22 protein-coding genes are annotated in these 18373 nt (G+C 37.9%); all 22 read right to left on the bottom strand.

Going from position 1 to position 18373, the window contains the following annotated elements; translation table 11 throughout:
* Positions 1-178: 178 nt before the first annotated feature.
* Positions 179-637 (bottom strand): YhcH/YjgK/YiaL family protein, encoded by a 459-nt coding sequence (locus ACLNCV_RS09280; protein WP_261232716.1) that lies wholly within the window; start codon positions 635-637, stop codon positions 179-181.
* Positions 638-655: 18 nt separating this feature from the next.
* A complete protein-coding gene (locus ACLNCV_RS09275) occupies positions 656-2197 on the bottom strand; it encodes a sodium:solute symporter (protein WP_049502438.1) in 1542 nt (513 codons plus the stop codon).
* A 27-nt stretch (positions 2198-2224) separates the two neighbouring features.
* Positions 2225-3142, bottom strand: a complete 918-nt coding sequence (locus ACLNCV_RS09270; protein WP_424845135.1) for an N-acetylneuraminate lyase — start codon at positions 3140-3142, stop codon at positions 2225-2227.
* A gap of 24 nt (positions 3143-3166) precedes the next feature.
* The gene (locus tag ACLNCV_RS09265) at positions 3167-3868 is read right to left on the bottom strand and encodes an N-acetylmannosamine-6-phosphate 2-epimerase (RefSeq protein ID WP_024058030.1); all 702 of its coding nucleotides are present in this window, start codon (positions 3866-3868) and stop codon (positions 3167-3169) included.
* A 4-nt stretch (positions 3869-3872) separates the two neighbouring features.
* Complete coding sequence (locus ACLNCV_RS09260; protein WP_424845136.1) at positions 3873-4682, bottom strand: MurR/RpiR family transcriptional regulator; 810 nt, start codon at positions 4680-4682, stop codon at positions 3873-3875.
* Between the two features lie 396 nt (positions 4683-5078).
* The gene (locus tag ACLNCV_RS09255) at positions 5079-5672 is read right to left on the bottom strand and encodes a CPBP family intramembrane glutamic endopeptidase (RefSeq protein ID WP_424845134.1); all 594 of its coding nucleotides are present in this window, start codon (positions 5670-5672) and stop codon (positions 5079-5081) included.
* Between the two features lie 2 nt (positions 5673-5674).
* Positions 5675-5908: a hypothetical protein gene (locus ACLNCV_RS09250; RefSeq protein WP_000840776.1), complete on the bottom strand. Its 234-nt coding sequence runs from the start codon at positions 5906-5908 to the stop codon at positions 5675-5677.
* A gap of 12 nt (positions 5909-5920) precedes the next feature.
* The gene (locus ACLNCV_RS09245) at positions 5921-6301 is read right to left on the bottom strand and encodes a hypothetical protein (RefSeq protein ID WP_424845133.1); all 381 of its coding nucleotides are present in this window, start codon (positions 6299-6301) and stop codon (positions 5921-5923) included.
* Entirely contained in the window at positions 6294-6743 is a 450-nt protein-coding gene (locus ACLNCV_RS09240) for a hypothetical protein (RefSeq protein ID WP_424845132.1), read from the bottom strand. The genes ACLNCV_RS09245 and ACLNCV_RS09240 overlap by 8 nt, the downstream gene beginning before the upstream one ends.
* On the bottom strand, positions 6727-8085 hold the full coding sequence (dcm, locus tag ACLNCV_RS09235) for a DNA (cytosine-5-)-methyltransferase (RefSeq protein ID WP_424845131.1): 1359 nt from the start codon (positions 8083-8085) through the stop codon (positions 6727-6729). The genes ACLNCV_RS09240 and dcm overlap by 17 nt, the downstream gene beginning before the upstream one ends.
* A 99-nt stretch (positions 8086-8184) precedes the next feature.
* Positions 8185-8964 (bottom strand): replication initiator protein A, encoded by a 780-nt coding sequence (locus tag ACLNCV_RS09230; RefSeq protein ID WP_125417126.1) that lies wholly within the window; start codon positions 8962-8964, stop codon positions 8185-8187.
* The gene (locus ACLNCV_RS09225) at positions 8961-9134 is read right to left on the bottom strand and encodes a hypothetical protein (protein ID WP_000159607.1); all 174 of its coding nucleotides are present in this window, start codon (positions 9132-9134) and stop codon (positions 8961-8963) included. The genes ACLNCV_RS09230 and ACLNCV_RS09225 overlap by 4 nt, the downstream gene beginning before the upstream one ends.
* Positions 9135-9342: 208 nt before the next feature.
* Positions 9343-10704 carry a 23S rRNA (uracil(1939)-C(5))-methyltransferase RlmD gene (rlmD, locus tag ACLNCV_RS09220; protein ID WP_424845130.1) on the bottom strand — a complete coding sequence of 454 codons (1362 nt, stop codon included), beginning with the start codon at positions 10702-10704 and terminating at the stop codon, positions 9343-9345.
* A 73-nt stretch (positions 10705-10777) separates the two neighbouring features.
* Positions 10778-11752: a DUF1002 domain-containing protein gene (locus tag ACLNCV_RS09215; RefSeq protein ID WP_261020240.1), complete on the bottom strand. Its 975-nt coding sequence runs from the start codon at positions 11750-11752 to the stop codon at positions 10778-10780.
* Positions 11753-11825: 73 nt separating this feature from the next.
* Positions 11826-12440: a cell wall hydrolase Pmp23 gene (gene pmp23, locus ACLNCV_RS09210; RefSeq protein WP_424845129.1), complete on the bottom strand. Its 615-nt coding sequence runs from the start codon at positions 12438-12440 to the stop codon at positions 11826-11828.
* Entirely contained in the window at positions 12440-13414 is a 975-nt protein-coding gene (locus tag ACLNCV_RS09205) for a nucleoid-associated protein (RefSeq protein WP_424845128.1), read from the bottom strand. Before ACLNCV_RS09205 ends, pmp23 begins: the two co-directional genes overlap by 1 nt.
* Positions 13415-13421: 7 nt before the next feature.
* On the bottom strand, positions 13422-14678 hold the full coding sequence (gene glyA / locus ACLNCV_RS09200; protein ID WP_424845127.1) for a serine hydroxymethyltransferase: 1257 nt from the start codon (positions 14676-14678) through the stop codon (positions 13422-13424).
* 60 nt (positions 14679-14738) lie between these two features.
* The gene (locus ACLNCV_RS09195) at positions 14739-15170 is read right to left on the bottom strand and encodes a GNAT family N-acetyltransferase (protein ID WP_424845126.1); all 432 of its coding nucleotides are present in this window, start codon (positions 15168-15170) and stop codon (positions 14739-14741) included.
* Position 15171: 1 nt separating this feature from the next.
* Positions 15172-15774, bottom strand: a complete 603-nt coding sequence (locus ACLNCV_RS09190) for an L-threonylcarbamoyladenylate synthase (RefSeq protein WP_424845125.1) — start codon at positions 15772-15774, stop codon at positions 15172-15174.
* Positions 15758-16594 (bottom strand): peptide chain release factor N(5)-glutamine methyltransferase, encoded by an 837-nt coding sequence (gene prmC / locus ACLNCV_RS09185; protein WP_424845124.1) that lies wholly within the window; start codon positions 16592-16594, stop codon positions 15758-15760. Before prmC ends, ACLNCV_RS09190 begins: the two co-directional genes overlap by 17 nt.
* A complete protein-coding gene (prfA, locus tag ACLNCV_RS09180; RefSeq protein ID WP_001028807.1) occupies positions 16594-17673 on the bottom strand; it encodes a peptide chain release factor 1 in 1080 nt (359 codons plus the stop codon). The genes prmC and prfA overlap by 1 nt, the downstream gene beginning before the upstream one ends.
* Positions 17670-18260 (bottom strand): thymidine kinase, encoded by a 591-nt coding sequence (locus ACLNCV_RS09175; protein WP_020902848.1) that lies wholly within the window; start codon positions 18258-18260, stop codon positions 17670-17672. Before ACLNCV_RS09175 ends, prfA begins: the two co-directional genes overlap by 4 nt.
* Positions 18261-18373: the final 113 nt, after the last annotated feature.

Here is an 18373-nt window from a genome sequence, read left to right as displayed (position 1 = left end):
GTTACCCGATTTAGGTTGTACTTCCGAAATCGAAGTCGTTGGTGCAACAGGTTTCACCAACTCTGGTGTTGATACTTCAGAAGTTTCAGTCTCCTGAGCTGCAACTGAGTTAGCAACAAATGCTGATAATACCACTACAGTACCTAAGGTTACATATTGTTTAATATTTTTTTTCATTTTATTTTTCCTCGTTTAAAACTTTGATAACAAGTTTTTTAACACTTTCATCATTGCAATGAATCTTTGGTTGGTGAAGATCTTCTTCAAAAGTCACCAACATATTCCCTGGAAGCAATTCAACAATTTGATAGTCTTTGCTATCGTAAAAAGCAATATCCTTCTCTTCACTAAAAGGTACACGTGACTGAGCACGAACTGGGGAAGTTACTGCCATTTTTTCAGTATTTTCAACAACAATATGAATATCTAAATATTTCTTATGAGTTTCAAAAATATCTCCTGGAACTCCATCAGCTAGATAGGTCATACAATTTGCAAAAACATTTTCCCCGTCAATATCAATTTTTCCATCAACTAAATCTGTCAAATTTGTATTTTCTAAAAAATCACAGACTTTTGAAAAATGTTTATTGACAGAAGCATATCGTCTAAAATCAGATTGTTCAGAAATAATCATATTATTTTCTCTTTTCTATTAGTGACGAACTTCCCAACTTGAATCCGCTTTAATTTCTGGAATATCATGAATCGTTGTATATTTAGGTGCAGATACTTTATTTCCAGTAAGAACAGATACAATATAACCTGAAACTACTGATACAGAGATTGAAATCAATGAATATGCCCAGTAGCTAACAGCTGTTGGAGGAAGGAAGTATTTAATAAATACCATGACGATGGTTGATACAATCAGCGCTGCATAAGCACCTTGTTTATTTGCTTTTTTAGAAACAAATCCAAGAATAAATACACCACCAAGTAGACCAAGTACAAGTCCCATGAAACTATTGAACCATTCGTATGCAGATTTAATATCTGAGTGAGCCATGACAATGGAAACACCAATTGAGAATAAACCTACTGCTAGAGATACGAATTGTGCAATTTTCGTACGACGATCGTCTGACATATTTTTAGAAATGACATCTTGAATATCCAATGTCCATGAAGTTGCAACAGAGTTCAAACCTGTTGAAATAGTTGATTGAGCTGCGGCATAAATCGCTGCCAAAATCAAACCTGTGATACCTACTGGTAACTGGTATGCTATAAAGTACATAAAGATTTGGTCTTGAGGGATATCGCTAGCTGCACTACCTGCATTTTGTACTTGATAGAATACATACAAACCTGTACCAATCAAGTAAAAGACTGTTGCAGTTGCAAGTGACAAGACACCGTTTGTGAACAACATCTTATTAAGTTTCTTAATATTTTGTGTTGTAGTAAAACGTTGAACCAAATCTTGAGATGAAGCATAGGAAGACAAGATTGTAAAACCTGAACCCATCACAATTAAGAAGATGGAGTTTGAAAGCAAGTTAGGGTCGAAAAGTTTTTCATTTGCAGCAAGGAATTTCCCGTTTACTAATGTTTCTGCTACTGCACCAAAGCCACCTTTAATATTAGCCATCAGTACAAATAAAGCTACAACGACACCACTAATCAGAACCACCCCTTGAATAAAGTCTGTCCATAATACGGATTTTAGACCACCAGTATAAGAATAAACAATTGCAATTGCACCCATCAAAATAATCAAAATATTGATGTCAATTCCTGTCAATACTGCTAATCCAGCTGATGGGAGGTACATAATGATAGACATACGTCCCAATTGATAAATAATAAACAAGAGTGCTGAAATAATACGAAGCGCTTTAGAATTAAAACGTTTATCCAAGTAATCATATGCCGTATCGATGTCTATCCGTGCAAAGATAGGTAAGATAAAACGAATTGTCAGTGGAATAGCTACTACCATCCCTAATTGAGCAAACCATAAAATCCAGCTACCTGCATAAGAGTTACCAGCGAGTCCCAAGAAGGAAATCGGACTGAGCATTGTTGCAAAAATGGATACCGAAGTAACATACCAAGGAACCGAACCATCTCCTTTAAAGAACTCTTTTCCTTTCATCTCTTTTTTAGAGAAATAGATACCTGCAACCAACACCGCAAGTAAATAAACAATCAAGATAATTAAGTCAATTATTGTAAATCCTGTTGTACCCATAACATATCTCCATATTGATTTTATTTATTATAAAAATTCTTTGCGTGCTTGTTGAATAAGTTCTGCTGCTTGTTTTGCAACTTCCAAGTCACCTTCTGCCAATGCTTCTAAAGGTTGACGAACAGAACCTAAATCCAGTTTTTCATTTAGACGCAAAACTTCTTTTGCTACAGCATACATATTTGCCTTACCTGATACCATCTTATAGATAACTTCATTGATAGCATATTGAAGTTTTTTAGCTGAATCTAAATCTCGTTCTTGAATCAAACTTTCCAATTTCAAGAACAAATCTGGCATAACGCCATAAGTACCACCAATACCAGCTTCTGCACCCATCAAGCGACCACCAAGATATTGTTCATCTGGACCATTGAATACAATGTAATCTTCTCCACCTGCAGCTACAAACATTTGAATATCTTGTACAGGCATAGAAGAATTTTTTACTCCAATCACTCGAGGATTTTGACGCATTGTTGCATACAAACTACCAGTCAACGCAACCCCTGCCAATTGTGGAATATTATAAATGATAAAATCTGTATTTGGCGCAGCTTCACTCATTGCATTCCAATATGCTGCGATTGAATATTCTGGCAATTTGAAGTAAATAGGTGGGATAGCTGCAATAGCATCGACTCCAACACTTTCTGAATGTTTTGCCAATTCAATACTATCTTTCGTATTATTACATGCAACATGGTTGATAACTGTTAATTTACCTTTAGCAACTTCCATAACAGCTTCAATAATTTGTTTACGATCTTCTACACTTTGGTAAATACATTCACCTGAAGAACCATTTACATAGATACCTTTTACACCTTTGTCAATGAAATATTGCACCAGAGATTTTACACGCTCTTGGCTAATTTCACCATTTTCATCATAGCAAGCATAAAATGCAGGGATAACGCCTTTGTATTTAGTTAAATCTTTCATCAGATTTCTCCTTTATATTGTTTTTTATTTGATGACATTAATAAATCGCTGAGCAATTTCTTTTGGACGTGTAATCGCTCCACCAATGACAACACTGGTAACACCTAAACTATAAGCTTTTTTTAATTGTTCTGGATAATGAATTTTTCCTTCGGCAATTACCGGAATATTAAAATCAGCCAATTTTTTCATTAGTTCAAAATCAGGCTCATCTGATTGTACACTTGTACTTGTGTACCCTGATAATGTTGTACCAACAAAATCAACGCCTGATTTAAATGCATAGAGACCTTCATCAAAATTACTTACATCCGCCATAAGCAATTGATTAGGATATTTTTCTTTTATTTTTTTGATAAATTCACTGACAACTAAGCCATCATATCTTGGTCTTAAAGTCGCATCAAATGCAATGACTGTTGTTCCGCATTCTACAAGTTCATCTACTTCTTTCATCGTAGCAGTAATATATGGTTCTTGAGGTGGATAATCTCTTTTGATAATTCCAATTATTGGTAAATCTACTACTTTCTGAATTGCTTTAATATCACGTACAGAATTTGCGCGAATGCCCACTGCTCCTGCCTCTAAAGCTGCTTTAGCCATAAAAGGCATCAAGCTAAATTCTTCATTATAAAGGGGTTCACCGGGTAAAGCTTGACAAGAAACAATGACTCCACCATGGACTTGACTTATAAATTTTTCTTTAGTCCAAATTTGGCTCATTTTATTATTCCTCCTTATGGATAATAGTTTGATTGTAATAATATTGTCTCTCTGGACTTTCCAGATAATGAGAGAATAAGCAGTCTGTAATTAAAAGTATTGGAAACTGAGGTGATATGCGATTGCCATACGAGAGATGATTGGTCGAAGCTAATAACAATAGTTCATCAAAGAAACAATCTTCTTCGTCAAATTTTCTTGTAGTCATTAAAACTGTTTTAGCGCCTTTATCCGCAGCTTTTTGAAGACCTTCTAGTACAATATCAGTTTGACCTGAAACGGATGCTCCAATGACAAGGCAATTTTCATTAAGTAATAAGCTATTCCACAAAATCATATCCTCGTCTGATAATACTTCACCAATCACTCCGAGACGCATAAATCTCATCTTCATTTCTTGTAAAGCTAAAACAGAACTTCCTTTACCGTAGAGATATACACGCTCAGCAGTTTCTATCATCTCAGCAATCCGCTCAAGTTGAACTTCATCAAGAACCGTGTAAGTTTTTCTCAACATTTCTTCATAGTCGGATAAAACTTTTTCTGTAGCCTCTGTATATAACGCTAACTTTTCTTTCTCACGAATCATCTCTTGGTATTTGAAAATGAATTGTCTAAAACCTTTAAAACCACATTTTTTCGCAAATCGAGTCAATGTTGCTTTAGATACATTAAGGTATTCGCACAATGCCTCAGATGAATAATCATTCAGAGGTTTCTGTTTTAAGAAGAATATAGCAATATCTTTTTCAGCATATGCCATATTTGGTAAGTTAGCTTCTATCATTGGAATTAGTTCTTTTTGCAATAACATATGAGCTCCTTTACTAAAGTAAACGTTTACATTCTTTATTCTAGCACTTATTTTTTTTTTTTCAATATTTTTCATGATTTAGAAACTAGTTTCCATTTTCTTTCATTTCACAACAGAACAACAAACATAAAAATATAATAATTTTTTATTCTTTTTATCGTAATTATATGTATTGTAAGAACGTTTATCACTAATAATATGTTCATATTAAAATATTTTAGTAATATTTTATTTTGGTTTTATTATTTCTTTTCGGAATTTCTATATAATATTTTATTTCTAAAATAATTGAAAAAATGTTCCTAGTTTCTTTATTTTATATAGGTAATATATTTTATTTCTAAATTAAAAGAGAATCCCATAAAAACTACAGATTTATGAGATAAATCAGGTCACCTATTTTAAAAAAAGCAACAAACTATAAACTAGTAGGTTCCACACCAAATGTAAACCCATACTTCCCCATAAGTCAGATTTATAGCGCACCATCCCTAAAAACATCCCAAGTGAAACATATAAACACCAAGCTAGAATGGTTCCTGGATGATGTGCTAAGGCAAATAAAACACTTGTCAAAGCAACTCGAATATCTAATTTTCTGACCAAGTTCCATAACATTTCTCTATATAGAAATTCTTCAACCATACTCGCATTGATTAAGAACAATAAAAATGAAAACCAAGGAACTTGATGTTGAAGCCCAATTAAGTTTGCTTGATTCGTGCTTCCTTGAGCATGGATTAGGCTAAAACATAGACTTATAATCAGTAGGCTAGCTAATCCAATACCAAGCCATTTTATCCTAGATTTCATACTGACCTTATGCACTTTTTTACGTTGGCCATACATCCATAAAAAAGAAATGAGTGACGAACCATAGAGAATCTCTAGTATAGTTAACTCACTGATACAAAGCAATTTCAGTAAGTATAAGGATACCAATAAGACATTTACTTGTTGGAATATATAAACTGGAATTATTCTTTTCATAGTTACCTCCGAAATAAATCTTCATAATCTAAATCTAATACCTGCACAATCCTTTCTACCCATGGACTTTGAGGCATTCGTTGTTCCATCTTGTAGTGACGAATCTTTTGATACAAACGATTCAATTCACTTGGATAGTGAAACTCTCCCGCAAACATTTTTCTGGTTAACTCAATCCAGCTGATATTTCTTTCAGCCAAAATAATGGACAAGTTCTCCCAAAATCGTTCTGCCATATTGATTCTCCTTTAGTTAGATAAATAATGTGTTTGTGCCATGTAAATCAATTGTTTCGTATCTCTTGGCAATAAAGCTCTAGCCTCCTCCAGATTCAGATTTGGATAAACTCGCTTATTTGAAACCGCAAGAGGAAGTCTGATGGTTAGTTCAGGATTTTTTAATATCATTTCGATGAAATCCGTTAATCTTAGATTGTCACGGTTCTTAAAACGTAATAAATTGGGAGATAAAAACTCAAAACAATCTGAAGAATAGCTCATCATCTCAATTAATTTGTCCTTTGTCATTTCAGAAACTGAATGACAAGATACCTCAATGCCGTATTTTTGAAAGAAGTCTAAAAGAAGTTGATTTCTTTGGCTATTTTTACTTAGATAGAAATCAATCATGGGAGACCTCCCAAAGATTCGGTTCCATTTGATATTCTGAAACGATTAAGGAATCTAATAAATTTGCGAAGTTGATCGGTTTCTTGTCTTCATCATAAGCTTTTACAGTTACTTGAGTTGTAAGTATTCCCTCTTTTCCCTCGGCTCGATAGCCTTGTCCATATAAAACAAAAACAAGATTCTGATTATCATCTACAAAAGCATCAGCTCCGTTCTTTATATCCTGACTTTCAAGGAATTCCATAATGTTTTGAAGATAGGATTCATAAAATAGTGGGTAATTATGTTTTTTATGGTAATAATCTAAAAATGTCACCTCAAACTCACATGGATAATTGGGCATCAAAAATATTTGTTCATCCAATTGCATCATTTCTGCATCATGTAATTCTGTTTCTAATTCATCACAATATAGTATTGACTCTTTATTTAATGCTTTCATCTTTTTCCTCTATTTCTTTTAATTTTTTTGCGATTGCGGCAATCACAGGAACGGTTACACTATTACCAGCTTGTTTATAGAGCTGACTATTACTAGAGACTTTTCTAGCAGCTTCAAAAGCCCAATCAGGAAACCCCTGCAAGCGAAAACACTCTTTAGGAGTGATTCGTCGTATCCTCAGACGGTAAAATTGTCCATTTATTAAAATACCAGCAACATGGTAAACTTGCTTATCTTCTCCTTCATAGCTAGCCACTACTACTCCCATTTGACCACTAGTTGTTAACGTATTAGCTATACCTTTGCCAACTCTACCACGACGATACTGAGAACTTGGTCTTTCCAAATTGATTGAATCTCCTATTTCTGCTTGAGCATATCCTTTTTTCGTTGCCTCTCGGACTTTTAGAAATTGGATTGGTTCTGGAATCAGTATTTTGGGGATTTTATCTCCACCTTGCATCGTAGTCAGTGTTGGAGATAGCCCCTCACTTCCATAGACGCGACCAGTTTCCTTAAAGCTAGTTGGTAAATCTCCAACAACGACAATACCATGGCGATCCTGAGTATTTAAAGTAAACATTGGCTCTTGATTATCCTTGAAACGTCTACCATTTTGTCTTTTTTCTAATCTGTCTGGTGTCATACAAGGAATCGCAACTTTAAATCCTTCTCCTTTTCCACGAATTAAGGTTGGCGCAAGACCTTCTGAATAATAGACTTTACCACTCATTCCACTTCTTGATGGATTTAAATTTCCGAGTGCTTTTAAAGTCTCAGGGTTAGTTGCTTGACCTTCTCGTCTGAAAGGAAATAGGAGTCTGGTACCTTTCTTTCTAGAATGTCCGATAATAAACACCCTCTCTCTGTTTTGGGGAACGCCAAAATCCTTACTGTTAAGCACCTGCCACTCAACATCAAACCCCAACTCATCAAGTGTGGTAAGAATTGTGGTGAACGTCCGTCCCTTATCGTGATTGAGTAGGCCTTTAACATTTTCAAGAAAAAGAAAACGTGGTTGGATTTGTTTGGTCGCTCGAGCAATTTCAAAGAACAAAGTTCCTCTAGTATCTTCAAATCCCAATCGTCTTCCTGCGATTGAAAATGCTTGACAAGGGAATCCCCCACAGATGACATCGACTTTCCCTCTAAGTTTTTTAAATTCGTCATCTGAAACATCTCGTATGTCATGAAATTCTATTTCTCCTTCCGTTTGAAAAATGGACTTATAAGATTTCCTAGCAAATTTATCAATCTCACAAAATCCAATACACTCGTGTCCGACACTTTCCATTCCGAGTCGAAAACCACCGATACCTGAAAATAAATCAATAAATCTCATTTCTTTATCACCCCTTTCTGATCGACTATCAATGTCCAAATAGTCACACCACTTGAAATGACAATGAGCATAACTAATACCCACTCGATTGGCGACATTTTAACCACCTCCTTTTCTAACACGGTTATTCCAAACAGAATACAAGCCGTTAAACACAAATTCAGCCAAAACTTCCGCTCGTCTAACAAAGCGAACATTGTCAAGAGCATACTGATAGATTCTTTCAAAATCAGTCATAGCTATATCACTGGCTGTTTCAGAAAAACCTTCTCGTCTAAATTGATCTTGTACCAATCCCCAAATATAATCTCGATCATATTTTGTGACCTTTTCTACTTTTCTTCTCAAGATAGGTTGAGTATTCCTTTCTTCCTCATCCTCAATAAATAAAGAATCAGTCTCACTATATTTAGTCTCAATAACTTCAGTCTCACTAGGGGCTGAATGTGAGACGGGGGCCGTTTCATTTTCAACCTGCCCTAGTCTTTTTTTAACACTAGGCCTGTTTGAATTACCTACTGGGGTAGAAGACAACTCCCCTAAATAAATCTTATTAGCTAGTCTTCCTTTCTCACTTGAAGACTGTTGAACTTCATCAATTAAGTCATATTCTTTAAGATTTTTTTTGATTGATAGTAGTTTTGACTTCGAACAACCTAACAGCCTCATCAGTTTAGAATTAGAAAATACTAAATAAACCGCCCCTTCTTCATCTATCCAACCACGACTAAGAGATAATTCTAAACGATCTTTTAAAATAGAATAAGCCACCTTTACTTCTAATTTCATATCCATATATTTCTCATCCTCAAAAAGAATTTTAGGTAATTTATAATACCGTTCTGAAGTTTGGTATTGATTTGCGGTAATTCGTTTCATAGCGCTCCTCCAAGTTCTTTGAGTATTAAATCTCCACTTGATTCCAATCGAACCAAGCCACTTTTTTCCAATTCAGCCATAAGAGAGATGGCTTCAACAATATCAATTCCCATTTCACGTACTAAAAATGAAATGACAATATAGCGTGATGATTGTAATTCTTTTGTCATTTTCCCTCCTGAAAATAAAAAAAGGAGAACAATATACAATTGTTCTCTCTTTAGATAAATATTTATTGTTGTATTCATTTTTCCGATGCGCAAACGACATCTACAAATACATATACATCTATGTGCCTTTTTAGGACTTTTTTGACGTCAAAATTGCCTTTATCTACAAAGACAAAATGCTTGTAAAATAGCTTAAAATCAAGGATTTTCACCCTTTTTTTCGTTGTAGCAACACTACACACTCCACGTGATGCGTTTGAGGAAAAAGATCAACCGGCTGTACTTTATTCAACTCGTATCCCAATTCTCGGTAGAGTTTGATATCACGCGCCATGGTTGCGACATTACAAGAGATATAGGCGATGCGGTCAGCTCCTGTTTGGGTACTAGCTTTGATAAAGCTCTCGGTGAGTCCTTTTCTTGGTGGGTCCACTAGGATAAGACTTGGTTGAATTCCTTCCTTGAGCCAATTCTTCATGGCATTTTCGGCTGTATCACAGACATAGTGGGCGTTTGAAATATGGTTCAGTTGGGCATTTTTCTTGCTATTCTCAACCGCTTCTGGAATTACCTCAACACCATAGACTTCCTTGACATGTTTCGCAACAGAAAGACCAATCGTTCCGATACCAGAATAGGCATCAATGACCACATCATCTTCTTTTAATTCAGCAAAGTCAATGGCTGTCTGATAGAGTTTCTCAGCCATTTCAGTATTGACTTGGTAAAAAGCGGGACCAGCGATTTGGTAGTCATTTCCCAACATTTGGTCGGTAATATAGTCTTGACCATAAAGCGTACGCCATTCCTTACCAAAAATAGCATTAGTGTTCTGGTCATTAATATTTTGCATAACAGACACAATCTCTGGGAACTGCTTGATTAGTTGTTCAATCAATTGCTCCACTCGGAAAATCTTCGGACGAGTTGTCACCAAAATGACCATGATTTGTCCTGAGTAGTGACCTCTACGTACCACAAGATTACGAATCAAGCCAGATTGTTCCTTTTCATCATAAGGTTTTAAATCATAACGACGGAGCAAGTCGCGTAGGGCTACTACTACCTCGTCAATCACAGGATCTTGGATGAAGAAATCTTCCAGTGGCATGAGGTCGTGGGAATTCTTACGGAAAAATCCTGTTTCCAAGATACCATTCACTCTACGGACAGGGACCTGTGCTTTGTTACGGTACTTAACTGGATTTTCCATACCTAAAGTTTCAGTAACCTCTATATCAGCAATCCCAGCAATCTTGTAAAGACTGTCTTTGACTTGCTTGGTTTTAAACTTAAGCTGTTCTGGATAGGCAAGATGACCTAAATCCGCGATTCCTGAACGCAGGTAAGCCAAATCTAGATCTTGATTACGGTGTGGTGATTGGACAAGGTATTCTTCTACTTTTCCAAAACCAATCTTTTTATTGACCTTGAGAACTCGCATGAGAATTTTTTCACTCGGTAAAGCATTCTCAACAAAAAATACCAAACCATCCACCTTGGCAACACCGGCTCCTTCGTGGGTCAAGTCAACAATTTCAACTTCTACAATATCATTTTTCTTTAACATTCTCTTCTCTTTCTATTGGCCGACAAAAAAGACGGCAACGTTACGGTTACCATCTATTATACCATGAAATTTCTTAAGAACCAAAACTCTTGAAGAAGTTGACAATGGCTTGCCAGAGGGAGCTTAGGAAATTACCGCCGTCCTCTAGCGCCTTATCAGCATCAAAGTTAAGGTTGATATTTTTAAAACTGTCGCCAGCTTGTGAAACAATGCTTTGTTTAAGGTCATTTAGAGTTTTAGTGAAGTCTGTATTGCTGAGGATATCACTCTTTGAGAGATTCAAAGCAAAATTGATGATGATATTGATCTGGTTTCCTGTTATAACCTGATCAAGTTTGTAATTTTTTAAGGTATCTTCAACAATTTTACGGACATCTTCCTCTGTCAGATTTCCCTTGCTTTCTTTAGCTTTGGCGAGTCCTGACTTGATATCGGCTAGGGCAACGTTTAATTTATTAGCATCATAGCCTGATTTGTCCTTATTTTCAGCATTGATATCTGACAAAGCCTTTAGCTCTTCTTGAGCCAAATCTTTATTGGCTTGTGGCACCTTGGCTCCATTAGCTTCTAGCGAATAATAAATTCCTGCTAAGGCACTCTCACCTGTAACTGGAATAGGTGCTGCAACAGTGATTTTTGCATGTTCCACTCCCAGCGTTACTGCTGCATTTCGGTACATATCCTGAGTCACCTTAGTGATGTTTTCTGGTGTTTCAATCTTGACCTCAAGTGGCGACTTGTCACCTAGTTTTTGAATCTTGGCTGATGAATACAATTGTAAACTAGAGTCATTGGCAACATTCATAATCTTAGAATAGACATCAGGTGTCATGGTCTTGAGTTCTTTGGTGTCTGTTGAGGCATTGTAGCCTAGTTTTTTTAGAGTTTGATTTTTTTGATCTTCAGACAATGATGAACCTAGGACATATTCAGGTTGAACATAGGTTTCATCGATGACTTTTTGAACATCTGTTGCTGCATGGACACTATTCATAGCTGTTACTGCCCACAAGACCGCAGCACTGGTCAGAAAGAGTTTCTTTCTCATAGGGAATTCCCTCCTTTACCTTTCTAGAGTAATATATCTATCTTAAAGAAAACTTATAACAAAAACACCTGGACTAGCCAGATGTCGAAAAGAGAGTAAAACATTTGATGATGTAAAGGTTGAGTTGCACCTGTCTAGAATAATAATAGTTTCCTCCATTTACATAGAGTTCGGCTCCATGAAAAATGGAAATGGGATGAATATAACTATAAATCTTTCCAGTGGTGTTACCAAGCAAGGGAGCAACAGTATCACGAGAGTACTGTTTGGCCAGTGCTAGGGTGTTTTCCTTACCATTTTGGGCGATAAAATCGATATAGGCAGGTCCAAAATTATAGGCTTGAACAGCCGTCCAGACATCTACCCCCTTCTTCTGGGCCAGATAGAGATTATCTGTCAGAGTTTGAACGCCTTGCCGAATGCTAGAGGCATTATCATTGATGGTATTGGTTGAACCACTTGCAGACTCACTAGACTGCATGACATCGCCTTCTTTTCCTTTTGTTTCAGTATAAATCATAGCGAGCACAAGCTCTTCGTTTGCTGGGGTGTCTTTTTCACTCAAGATTTCTCGCACCATGGGTTGATAGGTCATGACTTGCTTGACATCTTGGTGAACGCGGTAAGCTTTATAGCCAGCAAAAAGGAAGACTGCTAGTACAAGCACTCTTCGAATTCGTTTAAACATTATTTACTTTGGATATCCTCGATATTTTTGATTAAGATAGAGTAGGTTCCATTGTCGTTTTGGATAAACTCAACAGACTCGGCGTCTTGATAGACGTTATTGGGAACGATGAGCTCAATTCCATTTGACAAGGAGAGTTTTTGGTTTTCAAATTTTTTAAGCTGACGACTGGCATCAATTTCATCAAATTGAACTGGTTCTGGTACGGCTTCTTTGACTTGGTCAATAAAGCTCAAACGAGCCGTCAGATTATTGTCAAAAAGGTCGTTGGCCAATTTTTCAGGCGACAATTCATTGCTTTCTTCTAGGTTGTTGAAAATCGCTGATTTGACCTTAGATTGAAATTGAAAATCATCTGTGTTAAAAGTCTCAGCAATTCGCTGTGCCGTTTTTTCCAGTTCCTTGATAGATTTCTTGGGAGAAATCTTAGGGGAAACGGCAAGAAGTTTGTCTGAAAAATAGTTCAAGAAAGTCCCATTGTACTTGATGCGTTTTTCAATGAGATGGTACTTGCGACTCTGAAGATTGACCACCAAGGCCTCATCAGCACCCGTTCCAAATCCAGGCAGGTTATTCTGAGTCAGCTTGATTGGATTATCAACCTCTCCTCCGAGGTGGGTCAGGGTCTCACGCAGGGCAATTCGCAAGAAAGCGAAATGTTCCACGCCTTCTTTAGAAAATTGCACAAAAATCAAGTCATTGGTCTTGAGATTTTCAGAAATACTGAACTCTTCTTTCCAGAGATTAGCCAGTGTGACTGATGTCTCCAACAAATCGTCAGTGATGTGATTGAAGAAGGGATTTTCTTCTTCGAAAATCCCAGTCTTGGCTTCATCTGAATACACACGTTCAATTTTTTTACGCAAGTATTCTTCGATTTTTGGAGTAATATTGAGAAACTTATCCGCTAGGAACAGCTCGGTATCATCCGGGCTGAACTGATGGATAATGGCTTTCTTAATATAAATGTCCATAAAAGTTTTAGTCCTCGTATAATGGGAAGGCATCTGTCAATCCTTTGACTGCACTTCTCACTTCTTCTAAGACAGCCTCATTTTCTGCATTCTTAAGGGCTTTAATGATGAGTTCAGCCACTTTGCGACTTTCTTCTTCACCAAATCCACGTGCAGTAATGGCTGCAGATCCGATACGAATTCCACTTGTCTTAAATGGTGACAAGGTTTCGTAAGGGATTGAGTTTTTATTTAGGGTAATATTGACTTCATCCAGCAAGTTTTGAGCAACTTTTCCGTTTTCTACAACTTTAGTCACATCAACTAGGAAGAGGTGGTTTTCAGTCCCACCAGAAATGATACGGAAATCAGGATCTTGCAAGAAGACTTCTACCATAGCCTTGCTGTTTTTGATAACATTGGCAGCATATTCCTTGAAGGCTGGATCCAAAACTTCTTTGAAGGAAACTGCCTTAGCAGCAACAACATGCTCCAAAGGACCGCCCTGAATACCTGGGAAAATAGCTGAATTGATTTTCTTAGCAAGTTCTTCGTCATTGGTCAAAATCAAACCACCACGAGGTCCACGAAGGGTTTTGTGAGTCGTTGTTGTCGTGATGTGAGCGTATGGTACTGGACTTGGGTGAAGACCAGCAGCAACCAAACCAGCGATATGAGCCATATCTACCATGAGCTTAGCCCCAACGGCGTCCGCAATTTCACGGAATTTTGAAAAGTCGATAATTTGAGAATAGGCTGAAGCACCTGCTACGATCAATTTTGGTTTTACTTCTTGGGCTTGTTTCAAGATAGCATCAAAATCCAAGAGTTCCGTTTCAGGATCTACACTATAAGAAACAAAGTTGTAGGTTTGACCTGAGAAGCTAACTGGAGCTCCGTGGGTCAAGTGTCCACCTGCTGCCAAATCCATCCCCATAACGGTATCACCTGGCTCAATTAAGGCCATGTAAGCCGCACAGTTGGCTTGGCTTCCTGAGTGTGGTTGGACATTAGCAAATTTAGCGCCGAAAATTTCTTTTGCACGTTCAATAGCTAGACTTTCTACCACGTCTACCACATCCGTTCCACCATAGTAACGACGGCCTGGGTAGCCTTCGGCGTATTTATTCGTCAAGATAGACCCTTGAGCTGCCATAACAGCCTTGGAAACTACGTTTTCCGAAGCAATCAACTCAATGTTGTTTTGTTGTCGTTCTTCTTCTTTGGCAATAGCATTCCAGAGATCAGCATCATATGCTTTAAAATCATCTTTATCAAAAATCATAGGTCTTCTCCTTTATAGTGTGACTGGTCCATTAGTTTAATTTTTTATTAGAAAATTAAACTAAAAGATGCGAATAAACCGTTTCTGCACTTTATCACAAGTATATCCAACTTTTTCATAAAATGCATGAGCTCCCAGACGATGATCGGCAGAGTTTAAGCGGATAAACCCGTAACCACGTCTTTTTGCTTCTTGCTCCAACCCTTGCAGTAAGCCTTTACCGATACCTTGCCCTTGTGCTTGAGGTGAAACTGCTAAAGCTAAGATATTAAATCCTGCTTTAGAATAAAGTGATTCATAGACCTCAGCGTGGACATATCCAAGTAAGACATGACTAGCTGCATCCTCATAGCCAAGTAGGAAATGATGTGAATCCTGAGATAATCTAGCTAGTTGACTAGACGTGTCCTCTGGACTAAAAGAATAGCCCAAAGCCTCTTGGTTAATTTCACAAATGACTTTCACATCAGTTTCTCTTAAATCTCTTAGCATCTCATTCCTCCTCAAAAGAAATCTCTGGCAACCGAGCAAGAATATCTTCTCGCTTAATCGCTCCTTGGCGTAAGATTTTCACCTTGTCTCCAGACAAATCCAAAATAGTTGAATCCTGTCCAGTTAGAAAAGCATCGTCTTCTAGACCCAGAACCTCTTGGTCAAAATCCTTCAGAATTTGTTCAAAGGTTATTCCACTTGCCTGACCTGAAATATTGGCAGACGGCCCAATCAAGGGCCCCGTCTCTCGAATCAAATCAAGGGTAATGGGATGACTAGGCATTCGAAATCCAACAGTTGCAAGACCAGAATTGACCCAATAGGGAACTCGGTCATTGGCTTCAAGGATAATGGTCAAGGGACCTGGTAAAAAGGTCTCGACAAGTTTTTGAAGATAAGTTGGCTGATTCTTTGAAAAGTGCAAGATATCCTCTAAAGAGGCAATATTGAGATTGAGTGCCTTGTCTCTGGGACGACGTTTAATCTGGTATACATGATTAACTGCTTTTTCGTCTAGAGCCTTGGCAAAAAGACCGTAAACTGTCTCTGTAGGTAGAACGACAGCTCCACCATTTTCCAACTCTTGTCTAATCCTGTCCATCATCAACCACGACCATCCTATCTTGACCAAATTGATCCTTGAGTGTTCGAACTCTTTTTTCAGGAAGATGTTTCCTAAAAAGTTCGGGAACACTTTGACCTTGCTTGTATCCAATTTCAAGGTAAATCTTACCACCATCTTTGAGATAGTCTTTTGCATCTTCCGCAATTCTACGGTAAATAGCTAGGCCATCCTCATCTGCAAAGAGAGCTAGATGAGGTTCCGAATGCAAAACATTCAAGCCGACCTCTGACACATCTTCACGAGAGATATAGGGTGGATTGGAAACAATTATATCATATTTTTCAGAAATTTCTGTAAAACAGTCAGATTTTTTTAAAAATATTTGAAGATTTTGTTTTTTAGCATTTTCGTTAGCTACATCTAAAGCATCTTGGGAAATATCTGCTGCTGTCACTGACCAATCTGGACTATTTTTTGCTAGAGCGAGAGCAATAGCTCCACTACCTGTTCCAATATCCAGAACAGAAAGATTCGTCTCAGGATTTTCAGCCAGAATAAGCTTCACCAACTCCTCTGTTTCTGGACGAGGGATCAATACTCGCTCATCAACTTTTAACTGCATTCCATAAAAATCTGCCTGTCCAATGATGTACTGTGCCGGTTTATGAGCTGCTAACTGTTGGAAAATTCCTTTTACAAATACTTCTTCCTCTTCCGTCACTTCCTGCTGGAGGACAAAAACAAAGTCCGTAAAAGATAGATTTTTCAGACTACGATAGACAAAAGAGAGGCTTTCAGCTTCCTCTCCTTGTCTTATCAACTCTTCTTCAAAATCTGAAAATAATGGAGCTAATTTCATTATTTATTTAATTCTTCTAATTTTTGCGTTTGGTCATAGAGCACCAAGGCATCCACAACTTCATCCAATTTACCAGACAAAATCGTATCTAGTTTTTGGAGGGTTAAGCCGATACGGTGGTCTGTGACACGGTTTTGTGGGAAATTATAAGTACGGATTCGTTCTGAACGGTCACCAGTACCAATCGTTGACTTACGCTCAGCGTCTTGTTCGTCTTGTGCAATCTGAGCAAAGTGGTCAGCAACACGCGCACGAATAATCTTCATGGCCTTCTCACGGTTCTTCTGCTGGGTGCGTTCTTCCTGCATCTCAACCTTGATATTGGTTGGCAAGTGAACGATACGAACGGCAGTCGCAACCTTATTGACGTTCTGTCCACCAGCACCAGATGCGTGGTAGATATCAACACGAAGGTCTTTTGGATCAATATCATATTCTACTTCTTCGACTTCTGGCATAACCAAAACTGTCGCTGTAGAGGTGTGGACACGGCCTTGGCTTTCCGTCACAGGGACACGTTGTACACGATGAGCACCTGACTCATACTTGAGTTTAGAGTAAACAGACTGACCTGAAACCATGGCAACCACTTCTTTGAAACCACCGACACCATTCATAGAGGCTTCCATAACTTCAAAGCGCCAGCCTTGTGCTTCCGCATACTTTTGGTACATGGTTAGCAAATCTCCAGCGAAAAGTGCTGCCTCATCTCCACCCGCTGCTCCACGGATTTCAAGGATGATATTCTTATCATCGTTTGGATCTTTAGGAAGGAGCAAGATTTTCAGTTTTTCTTCGTATTCTTCTTTTTCAGCCTTGGCATCTTTGAGCTCTTGCTTGGCCATTTCTTCCAGGTCCGCATCTCCGCCTGATTCCTTAATCATTTCTTCAGCATCGACGATGTTTTGAAGGACTTGCTTATACTCACGGTAGGCTGTTACCGTATCACGAGATGAAGCTTCCTCTTTTGAAAGCTCCATGAAACGCTTGGTGTCAGAGACCACATCTGGGTCACTGAGCAACTCTCCTAATTCTTCATAACGGTCTTCTACAGCTTGTAGTTGATCATAGATGTTCATTTTTCTTCATTCTCCTTATTGATTTCAGGGGCAAAATAATGTTTACGGCAAACCGAGATATAGGTTTCATTACCACCAATCTGGATCTGTTCTCCATCGTAAACAGGCAGTCCATCCTGTGTTCGCAAAACCATAGTCGCCTTTTTCTTACAATACTGGCAAATGGTCTTGATTTCGTCAATCTTGTCTGCTAAGAGCAAGAGATACTTGGAACCTTCGAACAACTCATTTCGAAAATCATTTTTCAAACCAAAAGCCATGACGGGTATGTCTAACTCATCCACAACACGAGCTAGGTCGTAAACATGGTGACGCTTGAGAAACTGGGCTTCATCAACCAACACACAGTAAGGTTTTTCTGATAGGTCTCGGATATAGCCGAAGATATCAGTTGTTTCCTCAATCGCAATGGCAGGGCGTTTCATGCCAATACGACTCGACACATAGCCAACACCGTCACGCGTATCCAGAGCCGAGGTCATAATCACAACACCTTTTCCTTGCTCCTCATAGTTATAGGCCACCTTGAGAATCTCAATCGTTTTACCAGAGTTCATGGTCCCATAACGATAATACAACTGTGCCATGTTTCTTGCTTCACGTCCATTTCTAAATTTTTGCTACATTCTAGTATATCATAATTTTCTTAAGCTTTAAACGGCAAAATGTGGTAAAATAGAAGAAATCCAAAACTAGTGGA

Source organism: Streptococcus sp. CL5.50 (assembly GCF_049738015.1).
GTDB classification, from domain to species: Bacteria; Bacillota; Bacilli; order Lactobacillales; family Streptococcaceae; genus Streptococcus; species Streptococcus mitis_CA.
The sequence above is the reverse complement of the archived record's forward strand: the minus strand, read 5'-3'. Positions and strand labels throughout refer to the sequence as shown.

Excerpts from the sequence above, each read along its gene's own strand:
- ACLNCV_RS09280 (WP_261232716.1), bottom strand. The coding sequence starts at position 637 with ATGATTATTTCTGAACAATCTGATTTTAGACGATATGCTTCTGTCAAT.
- ACLNCV_RS09275 (WP_049502438.1), bottom strand. The coding sequence starts at position 2,197 with ATGGGTACAACAGGATTTACAATAATTGACTTAATTATCTTGATTGTT.
- ACLNCV_RS09270 (WP_424845135.1), bottom strand. The coding sequence starts at position 3,142 with ATGAAAGATTTAACTAAATACAAAGGCGTTATCCCTGCATTTTATGCT.
- ACLNCV_RS09265 (WP_024058030.1), bottom strand. The coding sequence starts at position 3,868 with ATGAGCCAAATTTGGACTAAAGAAAAATTTATAAGTCAAGTCCATGGT.
- ACLNCV_RS09260 (WP_424845136.1), bottom strand. The coding sequence starts at position 4,682 with ATGTTATTGCAAAAAGAACTAATTCCAATGATAGAAGCTAACTTACCA.
- ACLNCV_RS09255 (WP_424845134.1), bottom strand. The coding sequence starts at position 5,672 with ATGAAAAGAATAATTCCAGTTTATATATTCCAACAAGTAAATGTCTTA.
- ACLNCV_RS09250 (WP_000840776.1), bottom strand. The coding sequence starts at position 5,908 with ATGGCAGAACGATTTTGGGAGAACTTGTCCATTATTTTGGCTGAAAGA.
- ACLNCV_RS09245 (WP_424845133.1), bottom strand. The coding sequence starts at position 6,301 with ATGATTGATTTCTATCTAAGTAAAAATAGCCAAAGAAATCAACTTCTT.
- ACLNCV_RS09240 (WP_424845132.1), bottom strand. The coding sequence starts at position 6,743 with ATGAAAGCATTAAATAAAGAGTCAATACTATATTGTGATGAATTAGAA.
- dcm (WP_424845131.1), bottom strand. The coding sequence starts at position 8,085 with ATGAGATTTATTGATTTATTTTCAGGTATCGGTGGTTTTCGACTCGGA.
- ACLNCV_RS09230 (WP_125417126.1), bottom strand. The coding sequence starts at position 8,964 with ATGAAACGAATTACCGCAAATCAATACCAAACTTCAGAACGGTATTAT.
- ACLNCV_RS09225 (WP_000159607.1), bottom strand. The coding sequence starts at position 9,134 with ATGACAAAAGAATTACAATCATCACGCTATATTGTCATTTCATTTTTA.
- rlmD (WP_424845130.1), bottom strand. The coding sequence starts at position 10,704 with ATGTTAAAGAAAAATGATATTGTAGAAGTTGAAATTGTTGACTTGACC.
- ACLNCV_RS09215 (WP_261020240.1), bottom strand. The coding sequence starts at position 11,752 with ATGAGAAAGAAACTCTTTCTGACCAGTGCTGCGGTCTTGTGGGCAGTA.
- pmp23 (WP_424845129.1), bottom strand. The coding sequence starts at position 12,440 with ATGTTTAAACGAATTCGAAGAGTGCTTGTACTAGCAGTCTTCCTTTTT.
- ACLNCV_RS09205 (WP_424845128.1), bottom strand. The coding sequence starts at position 13,414 with ATGGACATTTATATTAAGAAAGCCATTATCCATCAGTTCAGCCCGGAT.
- glyA (WP_424845127.1), bottom strand. The coding sequence starts at position 14,678 with ATGATTTTTGATAAAGATGATTTTAAAGCATATGATGCTGATCTCTGG.
- ACLNCV_RS09195 (WP_424845126.1), bottom strand. The coding sequence starts at position 15,170 with ATGCTAAGAGATTTAAGAGAAACTGATGTGAAAGTCATTTGTGAAATT.
- ACLNCV_RS09190 (WP_424845125.1), bottom strand. The coding sequence starts at position 15,774 with ATGATGGACAGGATTAGACAAGAGTTGGAAAATGGTGGAGCTGTCGTT.
- prmC (WP_424845124.1), bottom strand. The coding sequence starts at position 16,594 with ATGAAATTAGCTCCATTATTTTCAGATTTTGAAGAAGAGTTGATAAGA.
- prfA (WP_001028807.1), bottom strand. The coding sequence starts at position 17,673 with ATGAACATCTATGATCAACTACAAGCTGTAGAAGACCGTTATGAAGAA.
- ACLNCV_RS09175 (WP_020902848.1), bottom strand. The coding sequence starts at position 18,260 with ATGGCACAGTTGTATTATCGTTATGGGACCATGAACTCTGGTAAAACG.